We start from the raw sequence: 24,571 nt of genomic DNA, 5'->3' as shown, positions 1-24,571 counted from the left end.
CCACGTCGGCCGATTATCGCCGTCGGCGGCGGCATGACCGCTTCCGGCCCCCCGGGTCGGAGATGACGTCGCCCGGAAATCTTCTCGGCGGTGATGTCGAAGACGCGGCGGCGCCTCCGACCTACGGGTGAAAGCCACGAGAGGAGCCGTTCATGTCCACCACGATCACCGCCCCCGCCCGAGTCCTGGCGTCCCGTCCGGTGTGGTTCGCCTGCGCCGCCGCCGGGCTGGCCGCGAGCGCCGCGACCGAGCTGTACGGGCTGGCCGCCCGCGCCGCGGGCGTCCCCATGCAGGCCGGTGGCGTCGGCGCGCCGGCGGCCGAGCCGATCACCGTCGGCATGTTCGCCATGGGCACGCTCATCTGCACGTTCTGGGGGACGGTCCTGGCGCTCGTCCTCGCCCGCTTCGCGTCCCGGCCGTCGCGGGTGTTCGTGCGCGCCGCGGTCCCGCTGGCCGTGCTCTCGCTGGTGGGCCCGGTCGCGGCGGGCGACACGGCGGTGTCCACCAAGGTCATGCTGTGCGTCGCCCACGTGCTGGCGGCCGCGATCGTGATCCCGGTCGTCGCGCGCCGTCTCGCGCGGTCGTGACCGTCCGCTTCATCACGCGGTCAGGACGGCCTCCGCAGGCGACGCGGGCGGACGCGCCCCAGCCCCTGGAGGGGGCGGGGGCGCAGGTCCGCGACGTCGTAGGCGCCGGGTGGAAGCGCCGACGCCAGGGCGCCGTCGATGAGGACCGTCCCCGCGTAGGCGGTGGCGGTGAGACGCGCCGCCAGGTTGACGGGTGTGCCGAACACGTCGCCCAGGCGCTGGATGACCTCGCCGTAGGCCATGCCGACGCGAACCTGGGGGACCTCGGGGTCCTCGTTGAAACGCTCGGCGATCCGCAGCCCGGCCTCGGCGGCGGCGCGGGGGTCGGAGGCGGCGAAGAGCACCTCGTCGCCGAGCGTCTTGACGATCCGTCCGCCCTGCTCGGCGACGACCTCCGCGGCGGTGGACTCGAAGCGCTCGACGAACGCGGCGAGGGCGTCGCCGTCCAGGCTGCGGCTCAGGCGGGTGAACGAGACGACGTCGGCGAAGCCGACCGCGAGCCGGGCCACACCGGCGGCGGGGTCCGCGGTGGCGGTGGACGCGGCGGCGCGCAACCCGGCGGCGGCGAGCTGGCGGCGCCAGCCGTGCAGCAGGAGGCGCTCGAAGGCCGGGCGCAGCTCCTCGGTCGCGGCCAGCGCGGCGACGACCGCGTCCCCGTCGGTCGGCCCGCCGGATGGGAGGTCGCCCAGCCGCCGCAGCCAGACGTCGCCCAGCCAGCTGGCGAGCCGTCCCATCGTCTGCCCGACCGCGCGGACGAGCTGGAGGGTCATGTCCTCGTCGACCAGGTCGTCGCCGAGCAGCTCCCGGATCTCGCGGAGCGCGGCCACGTCCCCGTCGGTGAAGGCGGCCTCGTCGTCCGGGGGCGTCGGGAAGCCCAGGGCCTGCCAGATGCGGCGCGCGTAGTCGTCCGGGACGCCCGAGAGCGCCTCGACCTCAGCGCGCGTGTAGCGCAGGGGGCCGCCGAGGAGGGTCTCCTCAATGTTCTGGGGCACGCGGGGGCCGCCTTCGTGTGTCAACGATCGACGTAACGATAGTGCCGACGTGTTCCCGGCCCGCGGGCGGGGCGGGTGGCGGGACGGGTGGCGGGACGGGTGGCGGGACGTTGCGCGCCCGGCCCGCGCGGCGGCTACAGGATGGTGGTGCCCCAGACGACGGGCACCGCGTGGACGATGCCCACGGAGTCCTTGAAGGTGAGAGTCCCCTTGCCGGGAAGGCCGATCAGGGTCGTACGGAGGGTGAGGGTCAGCTCGACCGTGCCGTCCTTCGGCATGCCGCCCTGGGTCTGCGACAGGACGAGCTGGTTCGAGGACGTCATCCCCGTCCAGCTCACCGGGCCGCTCTTGGCGGCCAGCCGGACCTTGGCCGTCTTGGTCCCGCGGAATTCGATCTTCGCGGGGGCGACCACGAGGACGCCGATGGAGGCGGGCGGCGCCGGGGGCTCGGACGTGGACGGCGCGGACGGCTTCGGGGTCGGGTCGGCCGGCGAGGTCGGCTCCTGCTCGTCGGTCTGGGGACGGACGGGCGGCGCCCCCGGGTGGCCCGGCGCGCCGGCCCGGGGTCCCCCGGGCGCGTGGGGATCGTCGCGGCCGGAGCCGCCGGGCGGTGCCTGGTGGCTGATCGACGGCTGCGGATGCGTCCGGAACGGGGGCCAGGACAGCGAGTTCCCGCCGAGGCCGGGCCCCATGGCGAACACGGCGATGAGCGCGGCGGCGAGCGCCCCGGCCATGGCGCCGCCGGTGATCAGCCAGCGGCGGGTGAACGGCGAGGCCACGTCCGGCTGGCTGGGCAGGCCGTCGGGGGTGAGCGTGCCGCCGCGCGCGGCGATGTCGGCGCGGTATCCGGCCAGCTCGGGATCGGTGGCGGTGTGCATGACACGGTGGCGCAGCGCCGCGGGCAGCACGGGCGCGGGCGCCCTCCTGAGCAGCTCGACCGCGCTTACCCGGCCGAGTTCCCGGCAGTCCGGGCACCCCGCGGCGTGCTCGTCGAGGTCCGGGTCGCCGGTCGGCCCGGTGGCGCCGGTGTCCGGGCGGGACACGGCCGTCTCGCCCCGCCGGTGGAAGGTCTGCCACAGCGCGGCGGAGAGCGGCCCCCGGTGCGCGTCGTGCTCGGACGGCCGCTCGGTCTTTCCCGGCGGCGCGTCCGCGGCGGAGTCCTGCCCGGGCGGGGTCGTGCCGTCGGCGGGTTCGGCGGGCTTGGCGGATTCGGCACGGGGCGCCTTCGCCGCCGCGGCCACTCCCGCGAGCGGCCCGGTCGACGAGCGTCCCGGACGGGGCTGGGGCCCGGCCGGAGGGCGGGCGGCCAGCACCGCGACGGCCGTCGGCCGCGCCTCGGGATCGGGATCGGGCCCGGAAGGGTCGCCGGTGCCGGTGGCGGTGGGGGTGGCGCCCCCGTCCGTTCCGGCGGCGCAGGCGACGACGGCGCCGCGGAGCTCGGCCGCCAGCGCGGCCTCCATCGACTCACGGCCACGGCGGATCCGGGCGGCGGCGCGGCGGGGCGACAGCCCGAGGGCGGCGCCGAGCCGCGCGGGGCGCATACCGTGCCGGAAGGCCAGCAGCACGACCTCCCGGTCGACCGGGTCGAGGGGCGCCAAGGCGGCCTGGAGCAGGTCGTGCAGCCGGTCGGACGAGGGCCAGTCCGGGGCGGGTCCACCGGATCCACCCGGTCCACCGGGTTCACCCGGGTCGCCGGGGTCGATGAGCGGGACGTCGGAGAACTCGGCGTCCCGGTCCCAGTACAGCGCGCCCTGGCGGCCGCGGCGGATGCAGCGGCGGCGGGCCGCGCCGTACAGCCAGGAGCTGAGGTGGAGGTGGTCGCGCATGCGCGGGGCGCGGCGGCAGGCGTCGATGAACGTGTCATGGACGATCCCGGTGGCGACCTTCTCGTCCGCCGTCATCGACAGGGCGTAGTCGTAGAGGCGCTCACCGTACTCGTCGTACAGCGCGGCCAAGGCCGCCTTGTCGCCTTCGTTCAGCCCTTTGACCAACGTGCGGTCGGCGCTGGCCTCGGAGGGGGACACCTTGGACATGCACGCTCCCCGGCGCCGCGTGGAAGTCCGCCCCCAGTGGGGTCTTCCGGACAATCGGCTCACCCTGCATACACCCGCTCACCCCTCGAACACCACATGATCCTCCGAAAACGACATCAATGGTGACCGCTGGGTGGTATATGGCGCCGCTGGGTGACGACGGCGGACGAAGATGTTATCTTGTTACCATGGTAACAGTTGATCGGGTCCAGACCGGGCTGCGCGTCGAGCGCGACGTCCTGAAGGTCCTCAAGGGCCTGGCGGAGTACCTGGACATCTCGCTCGGCGACCTCGTCGAGGGCATCGCGCTGCACGCGTTCGAGGGGAAGGCGCCGTTCTCGTCGGAGACGCTCCGCAAGATCGAGCAGCTCAAGGACGTCTACGGGCTCACGCTCACCGCCGCCGACGCCCACCGCCTCACCGAGGAGGCCCGGACCGGGCGGGGGCCGCGATGACGGGCCTCCCGTCGCCCGCCGTCCGGCGCAGGATGACCGGCCGGGTGGAGACCGGCCTGCCGCCTGATGAGGCGTTCGCGCTCTTCACCCCCCGTGGCGAGGAGCGGTGGGTGCCGGGCTGGCATCCGCTCTTCCCGGCCGCGACCGGCGACGACACCGAACCGGGGACGGTCTTCGAGACCGTCCGCGACGGCGTCACGACGACCTGGGTGGTCGTGGCGCGCGAACGCGGCCGCCACATCTCCTACGCCCGGATCACGCCGGGGCACCGCGCCGGGACGGTGACCGTCCGTCTCGCCGGGGACGGCTCCGCCGAGGTGACCTACGACCTCACCGGGGCCGCCGACGACATCGACGCGTTCGCCGCGGGCTACGCGGACTTCCTCGGCGCGTGGCGGGACGCGATCCAGTCGGCGCGCACCACGTTCAGCCCTCCATCGGCGTAACGGCCGCGCAGCGTCTTCTTGGAGAACTTTCCGACGCTGGTCTTCGGCACCTCGTCGATGAACGACCAGCGCTAGGGAAGATGAACGACCAGCGCTAGGGAAGCTGCCATCTCGGGACGTGCCCGGCCAGGAACTCCCTGAGCCGCGCCGCCGTCGCCGCGGTCCCCTCCCGCACGACCACGCACGCGAGCGCCGTGCCAGAGCCCGTCCGTCCGGTGGGTTACCGCGCGGCCGGAGGGGGCGGGGGCTCGTCTCCCCAGGAGAAGTCGTCGCGGAGTTTGCTCATCGCCCTGGAGACGGTGCTCTTGACCGTCCCGATGCTGACTCCGAGCACCCTGGCGATCTCGGCTTCGGACATGTCCTCGTAATAGCGGAGCATGACGGTGAGCCGCTGGCGTTCGGGAAGGCGGCGGAGTGCGCGGCCCAGCGCGTCGTGGAGTTCGCTGCGGCGGGTGTGGTCGTCGACAGGGCGGTCGGGAAGCTCGTCGGTGGGATAGATCTCCAGCTTGCGGCGGCGCCACCAGGAGATCTGGGTGTTGACCATGGCGCGGCGGACGTAGCCGTCGATGGCGGCGCGGTCGGTGATGCGGTCCCAGGCGAGGTAGGTCTTGGCGAGGGCGGCCTGGAGGAGGTCCTCCGCCTCGCCCCGGTCCCTGGTCAGGCGGGTGGCGGCGCGCAGCAGGGCGGGTCCGCGGTCCGCCATGTACTCGCGGAACTCCTCGTGCCGCGTGCTGTTCACGTCACCACCGAACCAGGGGTCGTGGAGCCGCCGTGACCCTTCTCGATCTTGACTGCGGGCGCTCCCGGTACAGTTGACGATCGCAGTCGGAGCGTAATTATGGGTCTACTGTAAACATATTTTCGGGTCAACCAGTGCATAATCTTCAACCGACGTGGATAGATCGTCCTCCGTCCGACGACTTATCGCGACAAATCCGTCGACTGTAGCGTCACGGCGCGTGAAGCTTGACTCGCCGTCCTAACAAATGTGGCCGCGAGTTGAATGATCGACCCCGGAGTCCCCGCCATGCCGCTTTCCAGCCCCCGTGCAGCGAGGCGCCGCCGACACCGCGAGGCCGTCCTCGGGGGGTCCCCGCGCGCCGGGCTGCCGGAGCGGGACGGCCCTCCGCTGGACGTCGTGACCGGGATGATCCTCGACGCCAGCCCGCACCTGCTCGTCCTGCGCACCGCCGGCCCGGGCGGTGGCGAGGTGCGGCTGCCGATGACGGAGACGACGACGGTCTGGTACGGCGGGCGCGGGGGCCTCGCCGCACTCCGGCCGGGTCGCGGGGCGATCGTGCGGCCGCGGGAGGACGGGCTCGGCGCCGACCGCGTCTGGGTCGACATCGGGCGGGTCACCGGCACGATCCTGGCGTGCGGGCGGAACACCGTGGAGGTGGACATGGGACCGCACCGAGGGAATGCCCATGTGGTGGTCCCCCCGCACGCCCTCGGCCGGGTGCTGGTGCGGCATCCGCGCCTGGAGCCCGGCTACCTGATCGACGTGATCTGCGTCCGTTCGGCGGACGGCCCGAGGGCGGTCCGTCCCGGCACGTCCCAGCCCGGCTACCGGGCCGACGACCTCGGCGGGCCCGAGGCGTCCGCGCCCGTCCCGGACGCGCCGCACGGGACGGCCACCTGGTTCGGTTTCGTCGGCACCGGCCTGACGGCTCCCCGGGGCGGCTATGACGAGGGCGCCTGGTCCCACGCCGGGCAGAGGGGGTCCGGCGTAGGCCAGGAAGCCCTCGCGCGTCCACAGGACGGGGTGGCATACCCGGCGGTGGATTCCGAAGGGAACGCCGGGGGGTGTGTGGACGCCCCGTCCGGGTGCGTCGCGCTGCCCTATCTGTCCCTCGGGAGCGAGGTCACCGTCCACAACGAGTGCAGCGGACGGGCCGCGACACTGCCGGTGGTCGAGTGCGGGTGCGCGGCGGCCCGCTACTGCGACCGCTGCGTGGAATGCGGAACCTCGCCGCGCGGGCGGATCGTCGAGCTGACCCCGCAGGCGTTCGCCGGTCTCGGCGGCGACCTTGAGGCCGGGTGCTTCAACGCGGTCGTGCGACCCGGTGTCCCGGCGGCGGGCACCGCGGGCGCGGGCCGCGGGAGGGCGGGACGATGGTGACGTCGATCCAGAACACGCAGGTGCTGCTCCTCGCGGCGGTCCTGCTGGCGGCGTGCCTGGCGAAGCTGACCGTCCGCGAGCGCGCGACGGACGCCCCCGACCACGTGCACGGCGTGCCGGTGCCCGCCGGTCTCGCGCGGCTGACGGCCCTGCGCCGCAGCCGGGGCATGAACGTCGGCCTCGGCCTCGGCGAGGGCCTCCTCGGCCTGGCACTCCTGGTGACATCGCACCTGTCGGTGCGGCTGGCGACCACGGTGGCGTTCGCGGCGGCGACCTGGGTGGTCGGCGAACTGCGTGTCCACAGGCCGGACGCGGGCTGCGGCTGCTTCGGCGGGCTGAGCGGCAAGCGGGTCGGCGTGCGCAGCGTCCTGCGGGCCGTGCTGTTCACGGTCGCGGCGGTCGTCTCCCTCGGCGCGCCGCTCGCGGGGCTGCAGGTACTGCGCGACGTCCCCGCCCAGGTCGGGTTATTGCTGGTGATGGAACTCGCGCTGTTCGCCGCGCTGTCGCCGGAGCTGTCGGCGCTGCTGGAGCGCGGCGGGCTGGCGCGGGGCCTTCCGGGCCGGCACGGCCGCCCGGTCATGCCGTGCGCCCGGCGCCGCAGCCCCCTCGCGGAGACGTACGCGACCCTCCACGGAAGCCGGGCCTGGCTCGCACACGAGAACATCGTCACCAGCGCCGTCCCCCTGGACGTGTGGCGGGAGGGCTGCTGGCGGTTCGTCTCGTACCCGGCCCGCGTGGACGGACGCGACATGGAGATCGTCTTCGCCGTCTCCACAGCCGAGCGCGACCGAACCGTCCGCTCCGCCCTAGTACAACCAGACGAAGCACCCACCGGCCCCCTAACCGCCCTCCTGTGACCCCACTCCCCGCCTCCCACTGGTGCCCCAATCGCCGACAACATGCCGAAGCGACGTCAGTTGTCGGACGAACCACCTAGCTTCCGCAGCGCCCCGTCCAGGAGTAGAGCCGCCGCCGAAATCGGGTAGGGCCGCGCGCAGTACTCCGATCAGACGGACGGCCTGTCCGCGGTGCACCCGCCGTTGGCGCGGCCCACTGCGGCGCCCTCCGTCGCGGGCGCAGCCTATTTGCTGGCGCCACGTGGACGAGCGCCCCGGCCAACAGCGTGTGGAGGAGTGGCCCGCCCGCGGTGCGGCTTACCCACAGCCCCCGGTCAGCGGCGCGGCCTCTTGCCGGGGGCTGCCTGCTGTCGACGCGGGCCCCTGGACGCGCGGCCCGTTGTCGGTGCGACCGCTGGTGGCGCTGCTTCTTTGGGCGCCCGCCTGCTGGTGGGACGCGTCCGACATGGTGCCGCTTGTTGGGCGTGCCTGCTGTTCGTCCGTCTGGGGCGCCGCGTAGGAAGGGCGCTGCCCCTTCAGGACTCGCGGGTCGTCGGGGAGCTCGCCGTTGTGTGCTGGTGGCGGGGTCTCCAGGGCCGTCCATGGTTGCTGCGTGTCTCTAGCCTCTGGCGCTCTCTAAGGTTGTCTTGGACTTGTCCAATAGGGGGTTAGAGATTGCTCGCGTTCATGGGCCGGACGCGGGCGTGGGGTAGCTCGCTCGCTGTCGGGGTGAACGTCTGGGGGTGTATACACCTCCCTAGCTTGTGGCCTAGAGAGGCTTATAAAGATCCAGAAGGGTGGTGAGGGGAATCTTCGGCCATCTAACTCAGATGCTAGAAAGCCGAATATTCTCCTCTGGCTCCCTGACCGGGTCGTGGATCAAGCGTTGCGTGAGCGCGCTGTCCCCGCTGGGACGAAGCTGGAGGCGAGGTCTTGCTGGGTCGAGCGCGACGCGATGTGGCGCTCGCCGAGCCCCTGGGGTCGGGTGTGATCAATACAGTTGGGAGCGGAGGAACTTGCCGAAGTGGGGCACCGTGAACGCGACCATGCCGCGTTCGGCGCTGTAGATGAGGCCCTTCTTGATGAGCCCGTCGCGGGCGGGTGAGAGGCTGGACGGCTTGCGGCCCAGTTCGTCGGCCACGGCGGCGGTGGGCACGGGGTCGTCGCCGAGCCCGGCCATGGCGCGCATGTAGTCGCGCTCGGCCGGGGTCGCCCGTTCGTAGCGGCTGCCGAAGAAGCCGACGGCGAGCTCGCTCTCGGCCTCCGGTGCGGCGACCTTGATGTCGTCGGCGGTGATGGGGGTGTCGGGTGCGACGTCCCAGACGACCTTGGCGTACGCCTGGACGAAGTAGGGGTAGCCGTCGGCGGCGCCGTACAGCGCGTCGAGGGCGTCCTCGGTGAAGGTGACCTCCTCGCGCTCGGCCGGGGCCAGCAGCGCGACGTCGGCGGACTCCCGGTCGAGGCGGTCGATGCGGGCGTAGCGGAACAGCCGCTCGGAGTAGGACTTGCTGGCCGACAGCACGGCCGGCAGGTGCGGCAGCCCGGCGCCCACCACGATCAGCGGCCCGCCGACCTGCGACAGCTCGTGGCAGGCGGCGCACAGCGCGGAGATGTCGTCGGCGGGGATGTCCTGCATCTCGTCCACGAACAGGGAGATGCCGGCGCCGACGTCGGTCGCGACGGACGCCGCGTCCACGAACAGCTCGGTGAGGTCGATCTCCAGGTCACCGGAGTCGGCGCGGCCCCGGGACGCGGGGACGTCGATGCCGGGCTGCCAGCGGTGTGCGCGCGCCTTGCCCTTCGCGGACGGCTCGGGACCGGCCTGCGCGAACGCCTTCAGCACGCCGAGGAACTCCTCGATGCGGTCGGGGGCGCGATGGCGGGGCGCCAGCTCCCGGACGGCCATGTGCAGAGCCGAGGCCACCGGCCGCCGGATCGACTGGTCGGGCCGCGCCTCGATCTTGCCGGTGCCCCACAGCCGCTGGATCGCCATCGAGCGGAACGCGTTGAGCAGCACGGTCTTGCCCACCCCGCGCAGACCGGTGATGATCATGCTGCGTTCGGGGCGGCCGCGGGCCACCCGTTCCAGCACGACCTCGAACTGCTTCAGCTCGCGGTCGCGGCCGGCCAGCTCCGGAGGGCGCTGCCCGGCCCCGGGGGCGTAGGGATTGCGTACGGGGTCCACGCTCTCGGACTCTATGAGGCGATATAGCTGAGGCCGTAGATTTGCGTAGAAACCGCTGCGGCGTGTCGCGGCGCAGGAGCCCGCGGCGCGCCGGGTGGGGCGAACCTGCTGCGCGGCCACCGTCGCCACCATGTCGCCTCCCGGGGCGAACGTCCGAACAAGCCAGTCGAATCTCTGTTCGACTATTCGAACACACTAGCGCATGCCGTCCGCCCCGTCACCCGGATCCCGCGAGTGAACGGCGCTCAGCCTCCGAGCGGCTCGTCCTCCGACGTCCGGTGCGGCAGCGTGGCGGCGGGGATCGTCCCCATCCGCCCGGCTTGGAAGTCCTCGAACGCCTGGGCGATCTCCTCGCGGGTGTTCATCACGAACGGCCCGTAGCGCGCGACCGGCTCCCTGATGGGCAGGCCGCCGAGGACGAGGATCTCCCAGCCCGCCGAGCTCGCCTGCGGCTGGACGTCCGCCGCGCGGACGACGAGCCCGTCGCCGGAGCCCTTGTGGTGCGAGCCCGCGAAGATCGCCAGCTGCCCCTCGTCCACCGCGGCCTCCTCGGCACCTGCGGTACCGCGCCCGGACAGGACGTACACCAGCGCGTTGAACTCGCGGGGCCAGGGCAGCGTCAGGCGGGCGCCGGGGGCGATGGTCGCGTGCAGGTAGTTGATCGGCGTGTAGGTGACGCCCGGGCCGTCGTACCCGGCGAGGGAACCCGCGATCACGCGCACGAGGGACGAGCCGTCCGCCGCGGCGAGCAGCCTGACGTCCCGCGCCTCGATGTCCTGGTAGCGGGGCTCGACCCACTTCTGCGCGCGCGGCAGGTTCACCCACAGCTGGACGCCGTGGAACAGCCCTCCCTTGGCGACGAGGTCCGGTGGCGGCTGCTCGATGTGCTGGATCCCGGACGCGGCGGTCATCCACTGGGTGGCGCCGTCGGAGATCAGGCCACCGCCGCCTGTGGTGTCCTGGTGCTGGAACGCGCCGTCGATGATGTAGGTGACGGTCTCGAAGCCCCGGTGCGGGTGCCACGGGGTGCCCTTCGCCTCCCCTGGCGCGTACTCCACCGCGCCCATGTGGTCGAGCAGGAGGAACGGGTCCGCCAGGGACAGGTCGATGCCGGGGAACGGGCGCCGGACCTGGAAGCCCTCGCCCTCCAGGTGACGTTTCGCCGTCACGACCTTCGCGACGCGGCGCCAGTCCGTGTCGCCTTCGGGAAGCAGGGGCAGGCGGGGCAGGGTCAGCGGGTCGGCGGTCACGGCGGGCATGGGTGCCTCCTCGGTTCCGCGGCCGCCCTGTTCGCGCCGGGGGCGGTCGCACTGCTCGCTCCGGTCGGAGCGTCGTCCGTACCAACGTAGTTGATACTTCAACTATTTCCCCGGCCGGGCGGCGACGCGCGGCGTTCCGTCACCATGACACCGGCCGAATTAGTTGAAGCTTCAACAATGCCGTATACTTCACTCATGAGTGAACCACGCTGGCTCGATGCCACCCAGCAGCGCCATTGGAGGGCCTACGTCGACGGCAGCGTCCGGCTCACCGAGATCATGGACCGCGACCTCAAGACCAAGCACGGGCTGTCGGTCTCGGAGTACGAGATCCTCGTCCGGCTCTCCGAGGCCCCCGAGCGGCGGCTGAGGATGGCCGAGCTCGCCGACAACGCCAGCCAGTCGCGCAGCCGCCTCTCCCACACCTGCTCGCGCCTGGAGTCCAAGGGCCTGGTCATGCGCGACAGCTGTCCCAACGACAAGCGCGGCGTCTACGCCCATCTCACCGACGAGGGCTTCGCCACGCTCGAGCGGGCCGCCCGCGACCACGTCGAGACCGTCCGCACCTACTTCATCGACGCCGTCGAGCCGGGCGACCTCGAAGCGATCGGCCGCGCGTTCGGCGCCGTCCTCAAGCGCATGGGCGCGACGGGATGACACCGCCCGGCCACCATGAGGTCACCGCGAGGTGACGGGAGACGGCCGTCAAAGGGTGACGCTGAGGCCGGTGAGGAAGCCGACCGACACCAGCGTCAGGAACACCCAGGCGAGCATCATGCCGATGCCGAACGGCCTCCACCGCCCGCCGACCTTCCAGACCAGCAGCCCGCCGAGACCGAACGCCAGGACGAGCAGCGTCACGAACTGCGGCAGCAGGCTCGGCCGCCTGCTCATCATCAGCGGCGCCCACATCATCACCGCGTCGACGAAGATGAAGATCCCGAACCCGGCCGCGGTCGCGCCGATCTGCCCGTCGCCGAGCGCCCGCGCGCGTTCCGCGAACTCCTGGGCGCGCATCGACCCCAGCCGAATGCGCGGCTGCGCCTGTCCCTGATCGACCTCGACGTTGTGCGCGACGGCGAAGATGTCGTCTTCGAGGCTCGGGAAGTCCCTTTCCGGAGTTTCCGCCATGCCGGCTCCCTGGGGCCGGTGGGCACCGGATGACATGCCCGGCGGGTGGACGACATCGACGACGCGCCCGCCCCGGCCCCGTTCGGCGGACACGCCCCTCCCTCGCACGTTAGCGAATCCAAGGTCCAACGCGAAGGGCACCCGGCATGCGATCCTGCAAAGATGCCAGGCAGAGGGCCCTTTCACGTCGCGGCGTCCACGGCCGCGCTCATCACCGCCGCGCTGGTCACGACCGGATGCGGCGGGGGATCCGGCGAGCCCGGAAAGAGCGGGCCGACCACCCCGCCCACCGCGACCGGCGCGCCCACCGGGCCCACGGCGTCCGCCACGGCGACCGTGCCGGAGGGCTTCCGCTCGGAGATCACGAGGGTCACGGCCGCGGACCTGAAGTACTCCTGGCGCCGGGGCTGCCCCGTCCCGCCGTCCGGGCTCCGGATGATCGAGATGACCTACTGGGGGATGGACGGCAAGACGCACCCGGACGGCAGGCTCGTCGTCAACGCGAGCGCGGCCCGCGATCTCGTGAAGGTCTTCAAGCGGCTGTACGACATCCGCTACCCCATCCGCCGCATGGAGCCGGTCGACGTCTACAAGGGCAGCGACTTCGACTCGATCGAGGCCGGCAACACCTCGGCGTTCAACTGCCGCAACGCGACCGGCTCGACCTCGTTCTCCCAGCACGCCTACGGGCTCGCGGTGGACCTCAACACCTGCGAGAACCCCTACGTCTACGCCGACGGTCACGTCGCCCACAAGGACTGCGCGAAGTACAAGAACCGCAAGAGCCGCGCACCCGGTGTCATCCACGCGGGCGACAAGGTGGTCAAGGCGTTCGCCTCGATCGGGTGGGGCTGGGGCGGCGAGTGGAGCGGCGCGAAGGACTACCAGCACTTCTCCAGTTCAGGCCGCTGACCCGCGGTCCCGGCCCCCGGCGGAGGTGACCGCGCGCTCGGGGGCGCCAGTGCGTAAAGATCCGCCTTTCTCAGCACCGTAGCCGGATAAAGTCGTGCATCGCGGGACGAGAAGGCTGGGGGTCGCTTGTGGCTGGGCGTCATGCGCTGCTCATCGGGGTCCCCCAATGCGATGACGGGCGTTTCAGCGACATCGACGACGTGGTGCGCAGCGACGTGCACCGCGTCGGGACCGCCCTGGAACAGTCCGGCTACGTGGTGACGGCGTTCGGCCTCGACGGCGGCAAGGACGAGCCGACGCTGACGCGGATCCGGCGCAGGATCAGGACCGCATGCGAGCAGGTCCCCAGCGGCGGGGTGCTGCTCGTCTACTTCTCCGGCCACGGGGTGAGTGCCGACGGCCGGGACTACCTCGTGCCGAGCGACGCCGACGCGTCCGACACCGACACGCTCGTGCCGGTCGTCCCGGCCGACCTCACCGGCTGCAAGGCCCGGCTCGTCGTCTTCTTCGTCGACGCCTGCCGTGACGATCCGGCGCGCGAACCCGGTCCGGCGGGCGGTCACGTGCCGTTCCCCGCCGAGGGCTCCTTCGTCCTGGTCACCGGCTGCGAGGCGGGCCAGCGCTGTCACTACACCGAGACCGGCAGCGTCTTCACCCAGGCGCTCGCCCAGGTCCTCGACCGGCGCCATCCCGCCCGGACGCTCGGCCAGGTCGTCGACGAGGTGACCCAGGAGGTGCGGCGGCGGGCCGCGCGGAACGAGGATCTGCGGCAATCGCCCGGCGTCCGGCACCCCTCGATGCTGGCCGAGGCCAAGGACGTCGTCATCTGCGAGGGCGACGAGCTCGCCGGCGCGTGGGGGCGCGCCGTCCGCGACTCGGGGCTGTGGGGGCGCTGCGGACAGGACGAGCACGGACTGGAAGCCGTCCGGCAGCAGGTGCTCACGCTGGTCGAGCGCTGCGCCCGCAGGTGCCGCGACTCCTATGAGGCGCTCCGCCGCCGCACCGGGATCGAGGAGGACCCGTGGTTCGACCGGAACTATCCGGTCCGGGTCCTGGAAGGCGCCGCGCTGCTGCTCGGCGACCGCCCGCTCCTGACCCCGGCGGAGGCGGCCCTGCTGGTCGCCGCGCCGTTCCTACGCGAGGTGGTCATCGCCGAGGGGGTCCGGCTGGCGGCGACCGTCGCCCCGACGGACTACACCCGCACCTACCAGGACGGCGCCCGCACCGACCTGGAGCTCACCCACGAGATGCACCAGCAAATGGTCCGCCGCGCCGAGGGGCTGGCACGCCGGGACCTGGTCGAGCAGGGCAACGCGCTCGCGATGTGGCTGGTCCACCAGTGGCTCGCCACCCGCCAGTCGGTGTGGCAGAGCGCGGCCGCCGACGACTGCCACCGGGGCGGCGCGCGCCTGCTGAGCGGGCACGCCCGGGGCATGGCGCCCGGTGAGCTGCCCAAGCTGGTGGAGGTCCTGCTGCGCGCGGTCGGCGCCGGCCCGGCGGACTCGCTCGTCCTGGACGGCCTTTCCGCGCCCTACATGGACGATCGGTGGAGATCCGTGGCCGCGCTGCTCTGGCTCGGCGGCATCCTCGCCGCCGACCTGCGCAGGATGCCGCCGGTGCTCGCCGACCACATCGGCACGCGCATGGAGCTGTCCCTGCCCACGGTGAAGAACGCGGCGGAGCGCCTGCGCTGGGTGCGCCGCGGCGACGTCCTCGACCTCCAGATGTCGTGCCACCATCCCGCCCAGCACGCCGCCTTCCAGGACGTCGTCACGCGGGCGGCCGAGGCGCGTCGTTCCATCGCCGGGCTGTCGCTGGACGAGGAGGTCTCGGCGGCGCTGCCCGCCGGGTTCGGCGACAAGGGCCTGCGCCCGGAGACGCGCTCGGACGGCACCCGCGCCTTCGAGGTCCCGCTCTCGCGTTTCCGCCTCGCGGAGGACAAGGTCCGCGAGCTTCTGATGGGCCGCCAGCTCTACGACGATCCCGCGTTGTCGATCCGCGAGCTCTACCAGAACGCCCTGGACGCCTGCCGTTACCGGGACATCCGTCTCCGGGGGCTGCGGGCCCTCAAGAAGGAGACGGGCGAGTGGAGCGGCCGGATCCGGTTCAGGCAGGGCACCGACGAGAACGGCCGCGAGTACGTCGAATGCGAGGACAACGGTGTCGGGATGGACATCGACACCCTCAAGCAGGTCTTCGCGGCCGCCGGGGAGCGGTTCGTCTACAAGGAGTCGTTCCGCTCCGAGCAGGCCGCCTGGCAGACGCTGGACCCGCCGTTGCAGCTCGTCTCCAACAGCCAGTTCGGTGTCGGCGTCTTCAGCTACTTCATGCTCGCCGACGAGATCACGGTGGTGACGCGCCCCGTCGACAAGAACGGGAACGTCGCCGGGACGGCGCACTGCGTCGACATCGCCAGCAGCGGGAGCCTGTTCCAGATCACCTCCGTGGACGACCAGCTGCGCCACGGCGGCACCCGCGTCCGCCTCTACCTGACCCCCGAGGAGGACGAGAGCGTCTCGGTCCTGACCACGATGCGCAAGCTGCTGTGGATCTCCGACTTCCACGTGGAGGTCGCCGCCGACGGCTCCGCCACGGAGGTGTGGGAGCCCCGTGAGCTGCGCTACCAGGACGAGGCGGCGGAGTCGCTGAAGCACGGCGAGGACCTGTGGTGGGTGTCGGGCGAGGGCGGTCTCGCCGCCGACGGCATCCGGACCAACGAGAAGGTCTTCGGCCTGATCGTCAACCTCCGGGACGCCCGCCGTCCCCAGTTCACCGTGGACCGCAAGAAGCTCCGCAAGTGGGACAAGGAGTGGGTCCGCGACCGGATCGAGGAGTCGCTGCCCGCCCTGGTGGAGTGGCCCGGCCTGACCGTGTCCTGGCTGTGGCAGGTCGCCGAGTCCGCGCCCGAGGTCGCCCAGCAGATCTTCGAGTACCTGGTGGAGGAGGACGTCCGGCTGCGCATCGGGATCTCCTGGGGGCAGAGCACCGATGTCCCGGTCAGGAAGGTGGGCTGCCTTCCGGCCGACAGGAAGTTGTACGACCTCGCGGACCGGAACGCGTACTTCAGCCGCTGGTTCGGTGCCTGGCGTGCGGGTCAGTGGGAGCCGCTGGTCGTGTCCAAGGCGAACGTCCGGGAGCACGCGATCGCCTCCGCCAGTGACGGCTTCCCGGTGGTGGACCCGATCGACGCGAAGCTGCTCGACAAGCTCTCGCACCAGCTCTGGGACAACCCGGTGAGCGTCGACAACATGCTCCTCGCGCTCGCGCATCCGGATCAGACCGCCGCGGAACGGCTCCGGCGGCTGCGGCGCTATTCGATCACCGGTCTGGACCTCGGTCATCTGCGCGAATGCCCGTCCATCCCGGTGACCTGCGAGGACGAGGACGACGTCCCCCTGTTCCGCGCGCTGGCGGCATGGTCACCGCCGGGGGGCCCGCCGCGGAGGAACGTCGCCGGCTGGCTCGTCGCGGCGTCCAGCGCCATGGACAAGAGCCTGGGCGAGGTCCTGCACCGGGCGGCGAGGCTGGCCCCGGCCGACTGGATTCCGCCCGACCTGGATCTGGGGGACCTGGCCGGCTACACGTGCACCAACGCCGAGGTCACCCTCCTGTCCGTCAAGGTCAACGGCGGGCCGCCGTGGATCGAGGGGCCCCTGACACCGGCCCATGTGATGCAGGCGAGCGCCGCCTTGGGCCGCGAGGTCGACCAGGTGCTCACGCTCTGCGACAGGCTCGCCCCGCTCGGCGTGACCGTGGCCGGACGGGACCGGTACCCCGGTGGGCTCACGTCGATGGAGGTCGAGGCGCTCCGGCAGGTGTACACCCTCGGCGAGCACCTCACCCCTCTCGCCCTGTTACTGATCGCGGGCCGGGCCGGTGACACGTTCCACAGAGTGCATGAAGGGCTCGAATCCCTGGAGGACAAGGGGTTCCTGCGGCGTCCCGACATCGGCGGTCTCCCCGATGCCCTGCCGGGACCCGAAGAGGTCAGGTTCATCGAGACGAACCTGATGCGCATGTTCCTTTACCAGTTCCCGTTCGTCGGCTCCAAGACGCCGCCGTTCATCGCCATCGCCACGTACTCCCATGGGCCCCGGGTATCGCAGCGGACGGCCGCGACGGCGCGCGCGCTCATACCGTTCTGCGGGCCGGACGGGCCGGTGACACCGGCGGAGCTCACCGAAATGGCCCGGCAGATGTTCTGCTCTATCGGCGAGGCGCGCAAGGCACTCCTCGCCGCCTTCCCGGACGCCGACGTCCCCGACGTCGCCCCGGGCTGTCACGAACTGACGCCCTTCTTCGAGATAGGCAGCGCGCTCGTCGGCCAGGAAGGGCGATGGCGGGAGAGGCCGGTATGGCTTCTCCAGCCGGCTCAGATCGTGGAGGGTGCCATCGCGTTCAACCGCTCGCTGGGAGGGTTCCTCGCGATGCTGGCTCCCTACCGCGGTATCGGAGCACCCGTCCCGGAACTGGACGAAACGACCGCGAAGCGCCTCGACGAGATCTTCCCGGACGAGTACGACGAGGACATGCTGGTCGCCTACGACCGCGACGAGCGCCCCATCGCCCTCTCCGAGTTCGACCCGTTGCTCCTGGTGCGTACGGCGGGACGGCTCGGCTGGCCGGCCTGGGAGGCGCACCGGCGGCTGGAGCGGCTGGAACCGATCGGGGTGGTGCTCGCGTATCCGGTGGACGCATGCCCCGGCGACGTCGTCCGCTGGCAGGACCTGCTGCTGCTCACCGAGCACCTCGACGGTTACGCGCCCGCCATCTCGGGACGGGTGACACGGGACCACGTGCAGCGGGCCGCCGAGGAGACCGGCGAGACCGCCGCGTGGATCGTCGAACGGCTCCGGCTGTACGCGCCGCTGTTCGCGCTCGACCTGGAGGACGTTGTTGCCTGACATTGACCATCACCGTGACCGCGCGTACATCGAAACGGGCTTCCCGACGCAAACCGGGTTCAGAGTCACGGAGACACAGGAAGGTTTGGAGATCGACGGGACCTGCCCTGCATGCGGTGGCCGGACGAGCATGACGCTGGAGAAGGGCCCTCCCGACGGCGTCAAAGGCGTCTTCCGCCATCGGCGTGCCGCGCCCCCGGCACCCCGCGAGGTGACGATCTGCTGCGACTGCGGGCATATGCACGCCGACCGGCCCGAGGGCGCGTTCGACAAGGGGTGCGGCGCGTTCTGGCTCGTCGAGCTCCCATGAGCCTCGACCAGAAGCGCTGGCTTCAGAAGGCGCAGGAGCTGAAGTTCACCCAGCTCGACTCGGCGCGCAAGCAGGCCGAGGGGTGGCGCACCGGGCTGGGCGGTCTCACGGCCCTGCTGAGCGCGGTGCTGATCGTCAAAGGCCGGGACACCGTCACCACGCTGGCCTCCGGATACCGGTGGGCCGTCGTCCTGCTGCTCGGTTTGGCGCTCGCGCTGCTGGTGACGGCGACGCTGCTGGCGGTGCGCGCGGCGTCGGGCTGGCCGGGGCAGGAGATCGTGCGTTCCGGGGAGGCGCTGCGGGCCTGGACGCGGGCGGAGATCCGGCGGATCTCCCGTGCGGTCCGCTGGGCCGCGCGCCTCGCGACGCTGGCCATCGCGTGCGTGGCGGTGGCGGTCGGGACGACGTGGCTGGGGCCGGCGGCGGCGCCTGCACCGGCGATGGTGGAGGTCCGTCATCGGGGCGGCCGTGTCTGCGGCGAGCTGACCGGCGCCGACACCCGCGACCTGACGGTCAGGACGGGCGGACGCGCGGAGCGCATTCCGCTGGCCGGGGTGGTGGCGATCCGCCCGGTCGGCGGATGCGGTTGAGCCCGCGAAGGACAAGGCGCACGGCTACATCATCATGAGGCCGATCACGAGGACCGCGACGATGGCCACCACGGCGACGACGCCGACGATGAGGGCCATGCTCGGACCCGAGGACTTGTCCGATTGCGCCTGATTGGCAAAGGTCTGAAACTGGTGAGTGCTTCCGGCTGGATCGTTCGGTGTTTCCGACATGCCGACGAGGGTAACGGACGGATCCGTCCCTTTTGGGGGGCATACCTCGGGTAACGTCCGATCGACCGGCCCTGGCCGCGAGAGCCCCTTGCGATTCCGGCGGAGAGTGTGGGATTCGAACCCACGAGGACTGTCCCCAGCCCTGGGCGCTTTCAAGGCGCCTGCACTAGTCCACTATGCGAACTCTCCAAATGAACACCGCCCACGATAGCGCTCGCGGACGACTCCCATCGACCGGCATATGAGGGCCGGGCCAGGCGCGTGCCCATGCGCCCGCGGGCGCGCGGACGTCAGCGGCGCTCACGCCCCCGCGTCGTCCGGGACGGCGTAGCCGGGGATCGAGGGCCAGCGGACGGTCATGACCACCGACTCCTCCTCCGCCTGCCAGGAGTGGTCGACGCCACGTCCCCACACGACATAGTCGCCCTGCTCGGCCAGCACGACCTCGCGCTCCGGGAACTCCAGCCGGAACCGGCCGCTGATCAGGACGAGCAGCGCGGTGCGCTTCTCGCCGTCCGTCCAGCGGGCGCGCCGCTCCCCCTTCGGGTGGACGCCCCACTTGATCTCGACCTCGCCGCTGTGCCGGAGGTCGCCGGGAGGCTTGAAGTGCCCGAGCAGCCAACCGCGATCACCGGCGGCGTCCGGCGCCGCCTTCCCCACGTACACGTCCGCCACGGGCGCGACTCTAGCGTTCGCGCTGCGGGGAACGTTCCCCGGCCGTCGAATGGTCAGGGATCCTCCGGACGCGGATGGGCGAAGCCGTCGCCGACCACGGCGGCGAGCGTCAGGTACGCCTCGCGCGTCGCCGGGGCGAGCTGGTCCAGCTCCACCTCGGCGCCCTCCTCCAGGTGGTCGTCGTAGGGGATGCGGACGACGGCGCGGCAGCGGCTCTCGAAGTGCGCCTGGAGCTTGTCGAGGTCGACCTGGCTGCGCGTCCGGTTGCGGACCATCGACAGCACCACCACGCCGTTGCGGACGAGGTGGCCGTGGTCGTGCGCCTCCAGCCAGTCCAGCGTGGCGCTCGCGGAGCGCGCGCCGTCCACCGAGGGGGAGCTGACCAGGACGAGCTGGTCGGCCAGGCTCAGCACGCCCGCCATCGCCGAGTGCAGCAGGCCCGTCCCGCAGTCGGTGATGCAGATCGAGTAGTACTGTTCCAGGACGACCGCCACGGCGGCGTAGTCCTCGGCGCTGAACGCCTCACTGACGGCCGGGTCGCGGTCGGACGCCAGGACCTCCAGGCGCGCGACGTTCTGCGAGGTGAAGGCGCGGACGTCGGCGTAGCGGTGGATCTTGTCCCGGCTGTTCAGCAGGTCCCGGACGGTCGCGGCCGTCTCCAGCTTGACCTTGTCCGACAGCGTGCCGCGGTCGGGGTTGGCGTCCACCGCGATGACCCGGTCGCCGCGGAACGAGCCGAGCATCGAGCCGAGGCCCGTCGTGGTCGTGGTCTTGCCCACGCCGCCCTTCAGCGACATGACGGCCACCCGGTGATGCCCGCCGGCGACGGGCGTCCGGGCACGCGCCACCAGGTCCTTGCGGCGCAGGTCGCCCTGCGACTCGCCCGGGTGGATGCTGCCCGCGGTGGCCTTGTAGACCGCGCGCCGCCATCCCGAGGACGGCGCGATCTTCCGCTCCCCCAGCAGGTTCTCGGAGCTGAGGCTCTCGGAGCTCTGCGGGTCCGGCTGCTGCGGATGCCCCGGGTACGGGCCCTGCGGTGCTCCGCCGGGCGGACCCGGCATCTGCTGGTACGCGCCATACGGTCCCTGTGGTGGCGGTCCCTGGGGCGGCCCCTGCGGCGGTCCCTGGGACGGGCCCTGTGGCGGGCCTTGGGGTGGGCCGTACGCGTATCCCTGCTGGGGCGCTCCCGTTTCCCCACCGGGCACTGCCTGCGGATACACCTGCCCGGTGTTCGGGTCGTATGCGTACCCCTGCTCCTGTGCCTGCTGTGCCGCCGCGTTCGGATCCTGCGGCGGGTACGGCTGCGCCGCCGCGTTGGGGTTCTGCCCATAGGGCTGCGGGACGGGGCTCGGGCCCGTTGCGTACGGCTGCCCGGTGTTCGGGTCGAACGCCGGGTACGGCTGCGGGTCCGGCGCGTACTGCTGTTCTTGGGCGTACGGCTGTTCCTGCGCGTACTGCTGCGCGTTCGGGTCAGACGGTTGCAGGTACTGCTGGGCGGTCCCGTTGAGGTCCTGTTGGTAGGGACGGCCGGTGTTCGGGTCCTGTGCGTAAGGCTGTCCCGCGCCGAGGTCCGTGCCGGGGGAGGGCGGAGCGGCGGCGGGGTCCTGCGGCGCGTACGGCTGCCCCGTGGACGGGTCGACCGGACGGTACTGCTGGCTTGTGACGGCGTTGGGGTCCTGCGCGTACGGCGGCGGGCCCGAGTTCGGGTCGGAGGCGGTGACCTGGTCGGGCATGTAGGGCGGGAGCTCGTCGAAGGGCGGGGCGCTCTCGCCGTTGGCGGTGGTCTCGCGCGGCTGCGGCGGGCCCGTCTCCCAGGGCTCCTGCACGTAGGGCGACTGCTGCGGGGCTGCGGCCGCGGGAGTGGCGGCGGGCGTGGGAGGAGAGGCGGGCGTGGGAGAGGAGACGGGATCGGACGGGACGGCGGGCGGCTGCTCAAGCCCCTGGTATCCGGCGTAAGGCGGGGGGAGCATGCCGCCGTCGAACGGCTGGGGCATCGGGCCGCCCTCGTACGGGCGGCCGTCGAACGGAGGGGGTGCGGGGACACCGGGGAAGGCCGGGGGCCCTTGGTCCTGGGCCTCACCCTGCGGGGGCCGTCCCTGCGCCGGGCCGAAGCTTTCCGGGGGTCCTTGGAAGGGCGGCGGGGCGGCGAGCCACGGGTTGCCGTTCTGGTCGAGGACCTGCTCGTCCTCCTGCGCCGGAGGCCGCCCGGGGGACGGCTCGTCCTCGGTGGCGGCGGGCCCTGCCGTCTCACCGCTCATCGCGTCCAGTGAGGCCAGCCGCTCCTCCAGGGAACGCCCGTCGTGCTCGTTCCTTGCCACCGTGTGTCCCCCTCGGCACCTCTGACGATCATTACGGAGCAGGTAGGCGAAAGGCCCCCAGGAAGGATACCTGTGCGCCAATACCACGCATCCCGCGCGTAGATCCACATTGGGTGGGGAACGGTGGTTCCGGACGGCCGGTAGCGTGACGGTATGCATGCGATCGTGATCCGTGAGCCGGGGGACGCCGACGTCCTGGAGTGGGCGGACGTGCCGGACCCCGCCGCCGGACCGGGCGAGGTGCTCATCGACGTGGTGGCGAGCGCGGTCAACCGCGCGGACGTCATGCAGCGACTGGGCTTCTATCCCCCGCCCGAGGGCGCTCCCCCGTACCCGGGCCTGGAGGTCTCCGGGCGGGTGGCCGGGCTCGGCGCGGGCGTGACGGGCCTGAAGCCCGGCGACGAGGTGTGCGCGCTGCTGTCCGGAGGGGGTTACGCCGAGCGGGTCGCCGTGCCCGCGGGGCAGGTGCTCCCGGTTCCGCGCGGGGTGGACGTCGTGGACGCGGCCGGCCTGCCGGAGGTCGCGTGCACGGTGTGGTCGAACGTCTTCCTGCTGGGCGCGCTGTCGGCGGGGGAGACGCTCCTCGTGCACGGCGGCGGCAGCGGGATCGGGACGCTCGCGATCCAGGCGGCCAAGGCGCGGGGCGCGCGTGTCGTGTGCACGGTGGGCAGCGAGGAGAAGGCGGCCCGCTGCCGCGAACTCGGCGCGGACCTCGCGGTGAACTACCGCGAGGAGGACTTCGTCGAGAGCGGCCCGTACGACGTGATCCTGGACCTGATGGGGGCCAAGTACCTGGAACGGAACGTGAAGGCGCTGGCCACCGGCGGACGGCTGATGGTCATCGGCCTCCAGGGCGGCGCGCGGGCCGAGCTGGACCTCGGGCTGCTGCTGAGGAAGCGGGCGCTGGTCCACGCGACCAGCCTCCGGGCGCGTCCGGCGGAGGAGAAGGCGCGGATCGTGGCGGCCGTCCGCGAGGAGCTGTGGCCGCTGCTGGAATCGGGGGACGTGCGGCCTGTCATCGACCAGAGGGTCCCGATGGCGGACGCGGCGCGCGCCCACCGGCTGCTCGAAGAAAGCGGTCATGTCGGCAAGATCCTGCTGACCGTGTGAGGATGGGGGGACTATGAACGAGCCTTCGAAGAACCAGTCTGAACAGGAACCGCAGGTGCTCGTGGTCGGCCCGAACGGCATCGCTATCGAGGGCGGCGGCGGGGACGGCGAGAGCGAGGCCAAGTCGGTCACCGAGATGGTCGAGCAGCCCGCGAAGGTGATGCGGATCGGCGGGATGATCCGTCAGCTCCTCGACGAGGTGAAGGCGGCCCCGCTGGACGAGGCCAGCCGCGCGCGGCTCCGCGAGATCCACAAGTCGTCCATCAAGGAGCTGGAGGACGGCCTGGCGCCCGAGCTCGTCGAGGAGCTGGAGCGGCTGTCGCTGCCGTTCACCGAGGGCGTCGTGCCGAGCGAGTCCGAGCTGCGGATCGCGCAGGCGCAGCTCGTCGGCTGGCTTGAGGGCCTCTTCCACGGCATCCAGACGACGCTGTTCGCCCAGCAGATGGCGGCGCGCGCGCAGCTTGAGCAGATGCGCCGCGCCCTTCCGGCGGGCATGGTCCCTCCCGGCGTGGAGGACGAGCAGCCCGGGCCGCGCCACTCGTCCGGTCCCTACCTGTAGCCGATCGTCCGGTCCCTCCCTGTAGCCGAATCCGTTCGTGCCGTGTCCCGGCCCCGCCGGGACACGGCATGAGGCTTGTCTAGGGGAAGAGCCGTTCGATGACCTCGGCGACGCCGTCGTCGTCGTTGCGGGACGTGGTGTGGGTGACCGCCGCCAGCACGAGCGGATGCGCGTTCGCGACGCCGTACGAGGTGCCCGCCCAGGTGAGCATCGGCAGGTCGTTGGGCATGTCACCGAAGGCGACGACGTCGTCGGACGGGATGCCCCGCTCCCCGCACAGGGCCGCCAGCGCGGTCGCCTTGGTGACGCCTCGGGCGCTCATCTCCAGCAGCCCCCGGCCGGACGAGTGGGTCACCGTGACCAGATCGCCGACCGCCTGCACCGCCTTCTCCGCGAGCGCGTCGGGCCCGGCGCTGGGGTGGAACGCCAGGAGCTTGGTGCCGCCCCGGCTGACCAGCTCCGCGCCGTCCACGGGACGCCCGCCGAGGGCCTCGGCGTCCCAGCGGCCGAGGTCGTAGCGGGCCTCGAACACGAACCCGTGCGGGTACTCGACCGCGAAGCGCAGATCGGGGGAGATCGCGCGGAGCCGCTCCACCGCCTCCGCGATCACGTCGGGTGCGATCTCCCGCGTGTGGACCACGGACTCGGTGTGCAGGTCGTAGAGCACCGCGCCGTTGGCGCAGATGGCGACGCCGTGGTGGTCGACGGCGGCGGCGACCCCCGTCATCCAGCGCGGCGGGCGGCCGGTGACCATCACGAGCACCGCTCCGGCACGTTCCACCCTGGCGAGGGCGGCGGCGGTGCGGTCGGAGATCGTCCCGTCGGAGCGCACGATCGTGCCGTCGAGGTCGGTGGCGATCAGGCGCGGCGAGGACTCGGACATGTCACCTTCCAGTGCGACTTGGTCACACCTTAGGTGACACGCCTCCCTGGTCACGGCGAAGGGCCCGCCCCC

22 protein-coding genes and 1 tRNA gene are annotated in these 24,571 nt (G+C 72.1%); 12 read left to right on the top strand and 11 right to left on the bottom strand.

The window, feature by feature from the left end:
* Positions 1 to 152: 152 nt before the first annotated feature.
* Entirely contained in the window at positions 153 to 587 is a 435-nt protein-coding gene (locus AGRA3207_RS20420; RefSeq protein WP_231328649.1) for a DUF6069 family protein, read from the top strand.
* Positions 588 to 607: 20 nt separating this feature from the next.
* Here the strand turns inward: AGRA3207_RS20420 and AGRA3207_RS20415 are convergent, their stop codons facing one another.
* Positions 608 to 1,579, bottom strand: a complete 972-nt coding sequence (locus AGRA3207_RS20415) for an adenylate/guanylate cyclase domain-containing protein (RefSeq protein WP_231328648.1) — start codon at positions 1,577 to 1,579, stop codon at positions 608 to 610.
* A 134-nt stretch (positions 1,580 to 1,713) separates the two neighbouring features.
* Positions 1,714 to 3,612 (bottom strand): sigma-70 family RNA polymerase sigma factor, encoded by a 1,899-nt coding sequence (locus AGRA3207_RS20410; RefSeq protein WP_231328647.1) that lies wholly within the window; start codon positions 3,610 to 3,612, stop codon positions 1,714 to 1,716.
* A gap of 188 nt (positions 3,613 to 3,800) precedes the next feature.
* On the opposite strand from AGRA3207_RS20410, the gene AGRA3207_RS20405 reads away from it, so the two are divergent.
* Both AGRA3207_RS20405 and AGRA3207_RS20400 read left to right on the top strand, forming a co-directional pair.
* Complete coding sequence (locus AGRA3207_RS20405; protein WP_231328646.1) at positions 3,801 to 4,067, top strand: hypothetical protein; 267 nt, start codon at positions 3,801 to 3,803, stop codon at positions 4,065 to 4,067.
* Entirely contained in the window at positions 4,064 to 4,513 is a 450-nt protein-coding gene (locus AGRA3207_RS20400; RefSeq protein WP_231328645.1) for a hypothetical protein, read from the top strand. The genes AGRA3207_RS20405 and AGRA3207_RS20400 overlap by 4 nt, the downstream gene beginning before the upstream one ends.
* A 220-nt stretch (positions 4,514 to 4,733) precedes the next feature.
* Here the strand turns inward: AGRA3207_RS20400 and AGRA3207_RS20395 are convergent, their stop codons facing one another.
* On the bottom strand, positions 4,734 to 5,216 hold the full coding sequence (locus AGRA3207_RS20395; RefSeq protein ID WP_420830913.1) for a SigE family RNA polymerase sigma factor: 483 nt from the start codon (positions 5,214 to 5,216) through the stop codon (positions 4,734 to 4,736).
* Between the two features lie 324 nt (positions 5,217 to 5,540).
* Between AGRA3207_RS20395 and AGRA3207_RS20390 the strand changes: the two genes are divergently transcribed.
* A complete protein-coding gene (locus AGRA3207_RS20390) occupies positions 5,541 to 6,635 on the top strand; it encodes a hypothetical protein (protein ID WP_231328643.1) in 1,095 nt (364 codons plus the stop codon).
* A complete protein-coding gene (locus tag AGRA3207_RS20385; protein WP_231328642.1) occupies positions 6,629 to 7,492 on the top strand; it encodes a MauE/DoxX family redox-associated membrane protein in 864 nt (287 codons plus the stop codon). Before AGRA3207_RS20390 ends, AGRA3207_RS20385 begins: the two co-directional genes overlap by 7 nt.
* 970 nt (positions 7,493 to 8,462) lie before the next feature.
* Here the strand turns inward: AGRA3207_RS20385 and AGRA3207_RS20380 are convergent.
* Positions 8,463 to 9,656: an ATP-binding protein gene (locus AGRA3207_RS20380; protein ID WP_231328641.1), complete on the bottom strand. Its 1,194-nt coding sequence runs from the start codon at positions 9,654 to 9,656 to the stop codon at positions 8,463 to 8,465.
* 245 nt (positions 9,657 to 9,901) lie between these two features.
* The gene (locus tag AGRA3207_RS20375; protein WP_231328640.1) at positions 9,902 to 10,915 is read right to left on the bottom strand and encodes a pirin family protein; all 1,014 of its coding nucleotides are present in this window, start codon (positions 10,913 to 10,915) and stop codon (positions 9,902 to 9,904) included.
* A 195-nt stretch (positions 10,916 to 11,110) separates the two neighbouring features.
* On the opposite strand from AGRA3207_RS20375, the gene AGRA3207_RS20370 reads away from it, so the two are divergent.
* The gene (locus AGRA3207_RS20370; RefSeq protein ID WP_231328639.1) at positions 11,111 to 11,572 is read left to right on the top strand and encodes a MarR family winged helix-turn-helix transcriptional regulator; all 462 of its coding nucleotides are present in this window, start codon (positions 11,111 to 11,113) and stop codon (positions 11,570 to 11,572) included.
* A gap of 48 nt (positions 11,573 to 11,620) precedes the next feature.
* Here the strand turns inward: AGRA3207_RS20370 and AGRA3207_RS20365 are convergent, their stop codons facing one another.
* Positions 11,621 to 12,046 (bottom strand): hypothetical protein, encoded by a 426-nt coding sequence (locus AGRA3207_RS20365; RefSeq protein ID WP_231328638.1) that lies wholly within the window; start codon positions 12,044 to 12,046, stop codon positions 11,621 to 11,623.
* Positions 12,047 to 12,208: 162 nt separating this feature from the next.
* On the opposite strand from AGRA3207_RS20365, the gene AGRA3207_RS20360 reads away from it, so the two are divergent.
* The 4 genes from AGRA3207_RS20360 (at position 12,209) to AGRA3207_RS20345 (ending at position 18,762) form a co-directional block, all read left to right on the top strand.
* Positions 12,209 to 12,958, top strand: coding sequence for a M15 family metallopeptidase (locus AGRA3207_RS20360; protein WP_231328637.1), 750 nt, complete (start codon positions 12,209 to 12,211; stop codon positions 12,956 to 12,958).
* 128 nt (positions 12,959 to 13,086) lie between these two features.
* Positions 13,087 to 17,862, top strand: a complete 4,776-nt coding sequence (locus AGRA3207_RS20355; protein WP_231328636.1) for an HD domain-containing protein — start codon at positions 13,087 to 13,089, stop codon at positions 17,860 to 17,862.
* Positions 17,863 to 17,992: 130 nt separating this feature from the next.
* Positions 17,993 to 18,172 (top strand): hypothetical protein, encoded by a 180-nt coding sequence (locus AGRA3207_RS20350; RefSeq protein ID WP_231328635.1) that lies wholly within the window; start codon positions 17,993 to 17,995, stop codon positions 18,170 to 18,172.
* On the top strand, positions 18,169 to 18,762 hold the full coding sequence (locus AGRA3207_RS20345) for a hypothetical protein (RefSeq protein WP_231328634.1): 594 nt from the start codon (positions 18,169 to 18,171) through the stop codon (positions 18,760 to 18,762). Before AGRA3207_RS20350 ends, AGRA3207_RS20345 begins: the two co-directional genes overlap by 4 nt.
* Before the next feature lie 24 nt (positions 18,763 to 18,786).
* Here AGRA3207_RS20345 and AGRA3207_RS20340 read toward each other — a convergent pair whose 3' ends face one another.
* The 4 genes from AGRA3207_RS20340 to AGRA3207_RS40110 all read right to left on the bottom strand — a co-directional run bounded on the left by AGRA3207_RS20340 (position 18,787) and on the right by AGRA3207_RS40110 (position 21,947).
* The gene (locus AGRA3207_RS20340; protein WP_231328633.1) at positions 18,787 to 18,954 is read right to left on the bottom strand and encodes a hypothetical protein; all 168 of its coding nucleotides are present in this window, start codon (positions 18,952 to 18,954) and stop codon (positions 18,787 to 18,789) included.
* A 100-nt stretch (positions 18,955 to 19,054) separates the two neighbouring features.
* A tRNA-Ser gene (locus AGRA3207_RS20335) sits at positions 19,055 to 19,143 on the bottom strand.
* A 111-nt stretch (positions 19,144 to 19,254) separates the two neighbouring features.
* A complete protein-coding gene (locus tag AGRA3207_RS20330; protein ID WP_231328632.1) occupies positions 19,255 to 19,629 on the bottom strand; it encodes a cupin domain-containing protein in 375 nt (124 codons plus the stop codon).
* A 53-nt stretch (positions 19,630 to 19,682) separates the two neighbouring features.
* Entirely contained in the window at positions 19,683 to 21,947 is a 2,265-nt protein-coding gene (locus tag AGRA3207_RS40110) for a MinD/ParA family ATP-binding protein (RefSeq protein WP_338028197.1), read from the bottom strand.
* A gap of 153 nt (positions 21,948 to 22,100) precedes the next feature.
* Between AGRA3207_RS40110 and AGRA3207_RS20320 the strand changes: the two genes are divergently transcribed.
* Together AGRA3207_RS20320 and AGRA3207_RS20315 are read left to right on the top strand one after the other, a co-directional pair.
* Positions 22,101 to 23,057, top strand: a complete 957-nt coding sequence (locus AGRA3207_RS20320) for an NAD(P)H-quinone oxidoreductase (RefSeq protein ID WP_231328631.1) — start codon at positions 22,101 to 22,103, stop codon at positions 23,055 to 23,057.
* A gap of 13 nt (positions 23,058 to 23,070) precedes the next feature.
* On the top strand, positions 23,071 to 23,616 hold the full coding sequence (locus AGRA3207_RS20315; RefSeq protein ID WP_231328630.1) for a bacterial proteasome activator family protein: 546 nt from the start codon (positions 23,071 to 23,073) through the stop codon (positions 23,614 to 23,616).
* Between the two features lie 79 nt (positions 23,617 to 23,695).
* Here AGRA3207_RS20315 and AGRA3207_RS20310 read toward each other — a convergent pair whose 3' ends face one another.
* Positions 23,696 to 24,499 carry an HAD family hydrolase gene (locus AGRA3207_RS20310; protein WP_231328629.1) on the bottom strand — a complete coding sequence of 268 codons (804 nt, stop codon included), beginning with the start codon at positions 24,497 to 24,499 and terminating at the stop codon, positions 23,696 to 23,698.
* Positions 24,500 to 24,571: the final 72 nt, after the last annotated feature.

The organism is Actinomadura graeca (assembly GCF_019175365.1).
Taxonomy (GTDB): Bacteria; Actinomycetota; Actinomycetes; order Streptosporangiales; family Streptosporangiaceae; genus Spirillospora; species Spirillospora graeca.
The sequence above is the reverse complement of the archived record's forward strand: the minus strand, read 5'-3'. Positions and strand labels throughout refer to the sequence as shown.

Coding starts and splice junctions, on each gene's coding strand:
- AGRA3207_RS20420 (WP_231328649.1), top strand. CDS start 153: ATGTCCACCACGATCACCGCCCCCGCCCGAGTCCTGGCGTCCCGTCCG.
- AGRA3207_RS20410 (WP_231328647.1), bottom strand. CDS start 3,612: ATGTCCAAGGTGTCCCCCTCCGAGGCCAGCGCCGACCGCACGTTGGTC.
- AGRA3207_RS20405 (WP_231328646.1), top strand. CDS start 3,801: ATGGTAACAGTTGATCGGGTCCAGACCGGGCTGCGCGTCGAGCGCGAC.
- AGRA3207_RS20400 (WP_231328645.1), top strand. CDS start 4,064: ATGACGGGCCTCCCGTCGCCCGCCGTCCGGCGCAGGATGACCGGCCGG.
- AGRA3207_RS20395 (WP_420830913.1), bottom strand. CDS start 5,216: ATGGCGGACCGCGGACCCGCCCTGCTGCGCGCCGCCACCCGCCTGACC.
- AGRA3207_RS20390 (WP_231328643.1), top strand. CDS start 5,541: ATGCCGCTTTCCAGCCCCCGTGCAGCGAGGCGCCGCCGACACCGCGAG.
- AGRA3207_RS20385 (WP_231328642.1), top strand. CDS start 6,629: ATGGTGACGTCGATCCAGAACACGCAGGTGCTGCTCCTCGCGGCGGTC.
- AGRA3207_RS20375 (WP_231328640.1), bottom strand. CDS start 10,915: ATGCCCGCCGTGACCGCCGACCCGCTGACCCTGCCCCGCCTGCCCCTG.
- AGRA3207_RS20370 (WP_231328639.1), top strand. CDS start 11,111: ATGAGTGAACCACGCTGGCTCGATGCCACCCAGCAGCGCCATTGGAGG.
- AGRA3207_RS20365 (WP_231328638.1), bottom strand. CDS start 12,046: ATGGCGGAAACTCCGGAAAGGGACTTCCCGAGCCTCGAAGACGACATC.
- AGRA3207_RS20360 (WP_231328637.1), top strand. CDS start 12,209: ATGCCAGGCAGAGGGCCCTTTCACGTCGCGGCGTCCACGGCCGCGCTC.
- AGRA3207_RS20350 (WP_231328635.1), top strand. CDS start 17,993: ATGACGCTGGAGAAGGGCCCTCCCGACGGCGTCAAAGGCGTCTTCCGC.
- AGRA3207_RS20345 (WP_231328634.1), top strand. CDS start 18,169: ATGAGCCTCGACCAGAAGCGCTGGCTTCAGAAGGCGCAGGAGCTGAAG.
- AGRA3207_RS20340 (WP_231328633.1), bottom strand. CDS start 18,954: ATGTCGGAAACACCGAACGATCCAGCCGGAAGCACTCACCAGTTTCAG.
- AGRA3207_RS20320 (WP_231328631.1), top strand. CDS start 22,101: ATGCATGCGATCGTGATCCGTGAGCCGGGGGACGCCGACGTCCTGGAG.
- AGRA3207_RS20315 (WP_231328630.1), top strand. CDS start 23,071: ATGAACGAGCCTTCGAAGAACCAGTCTGAACAGGAACCGCAGGTGCTC.
- AGRA3207_RS20310 (WP_231328629.1), bottom strand. CDS start 24,499: ATGTCCGAGTCCTCGCCGCGCCTGATCGCCACCGACCTCGACGGCACG.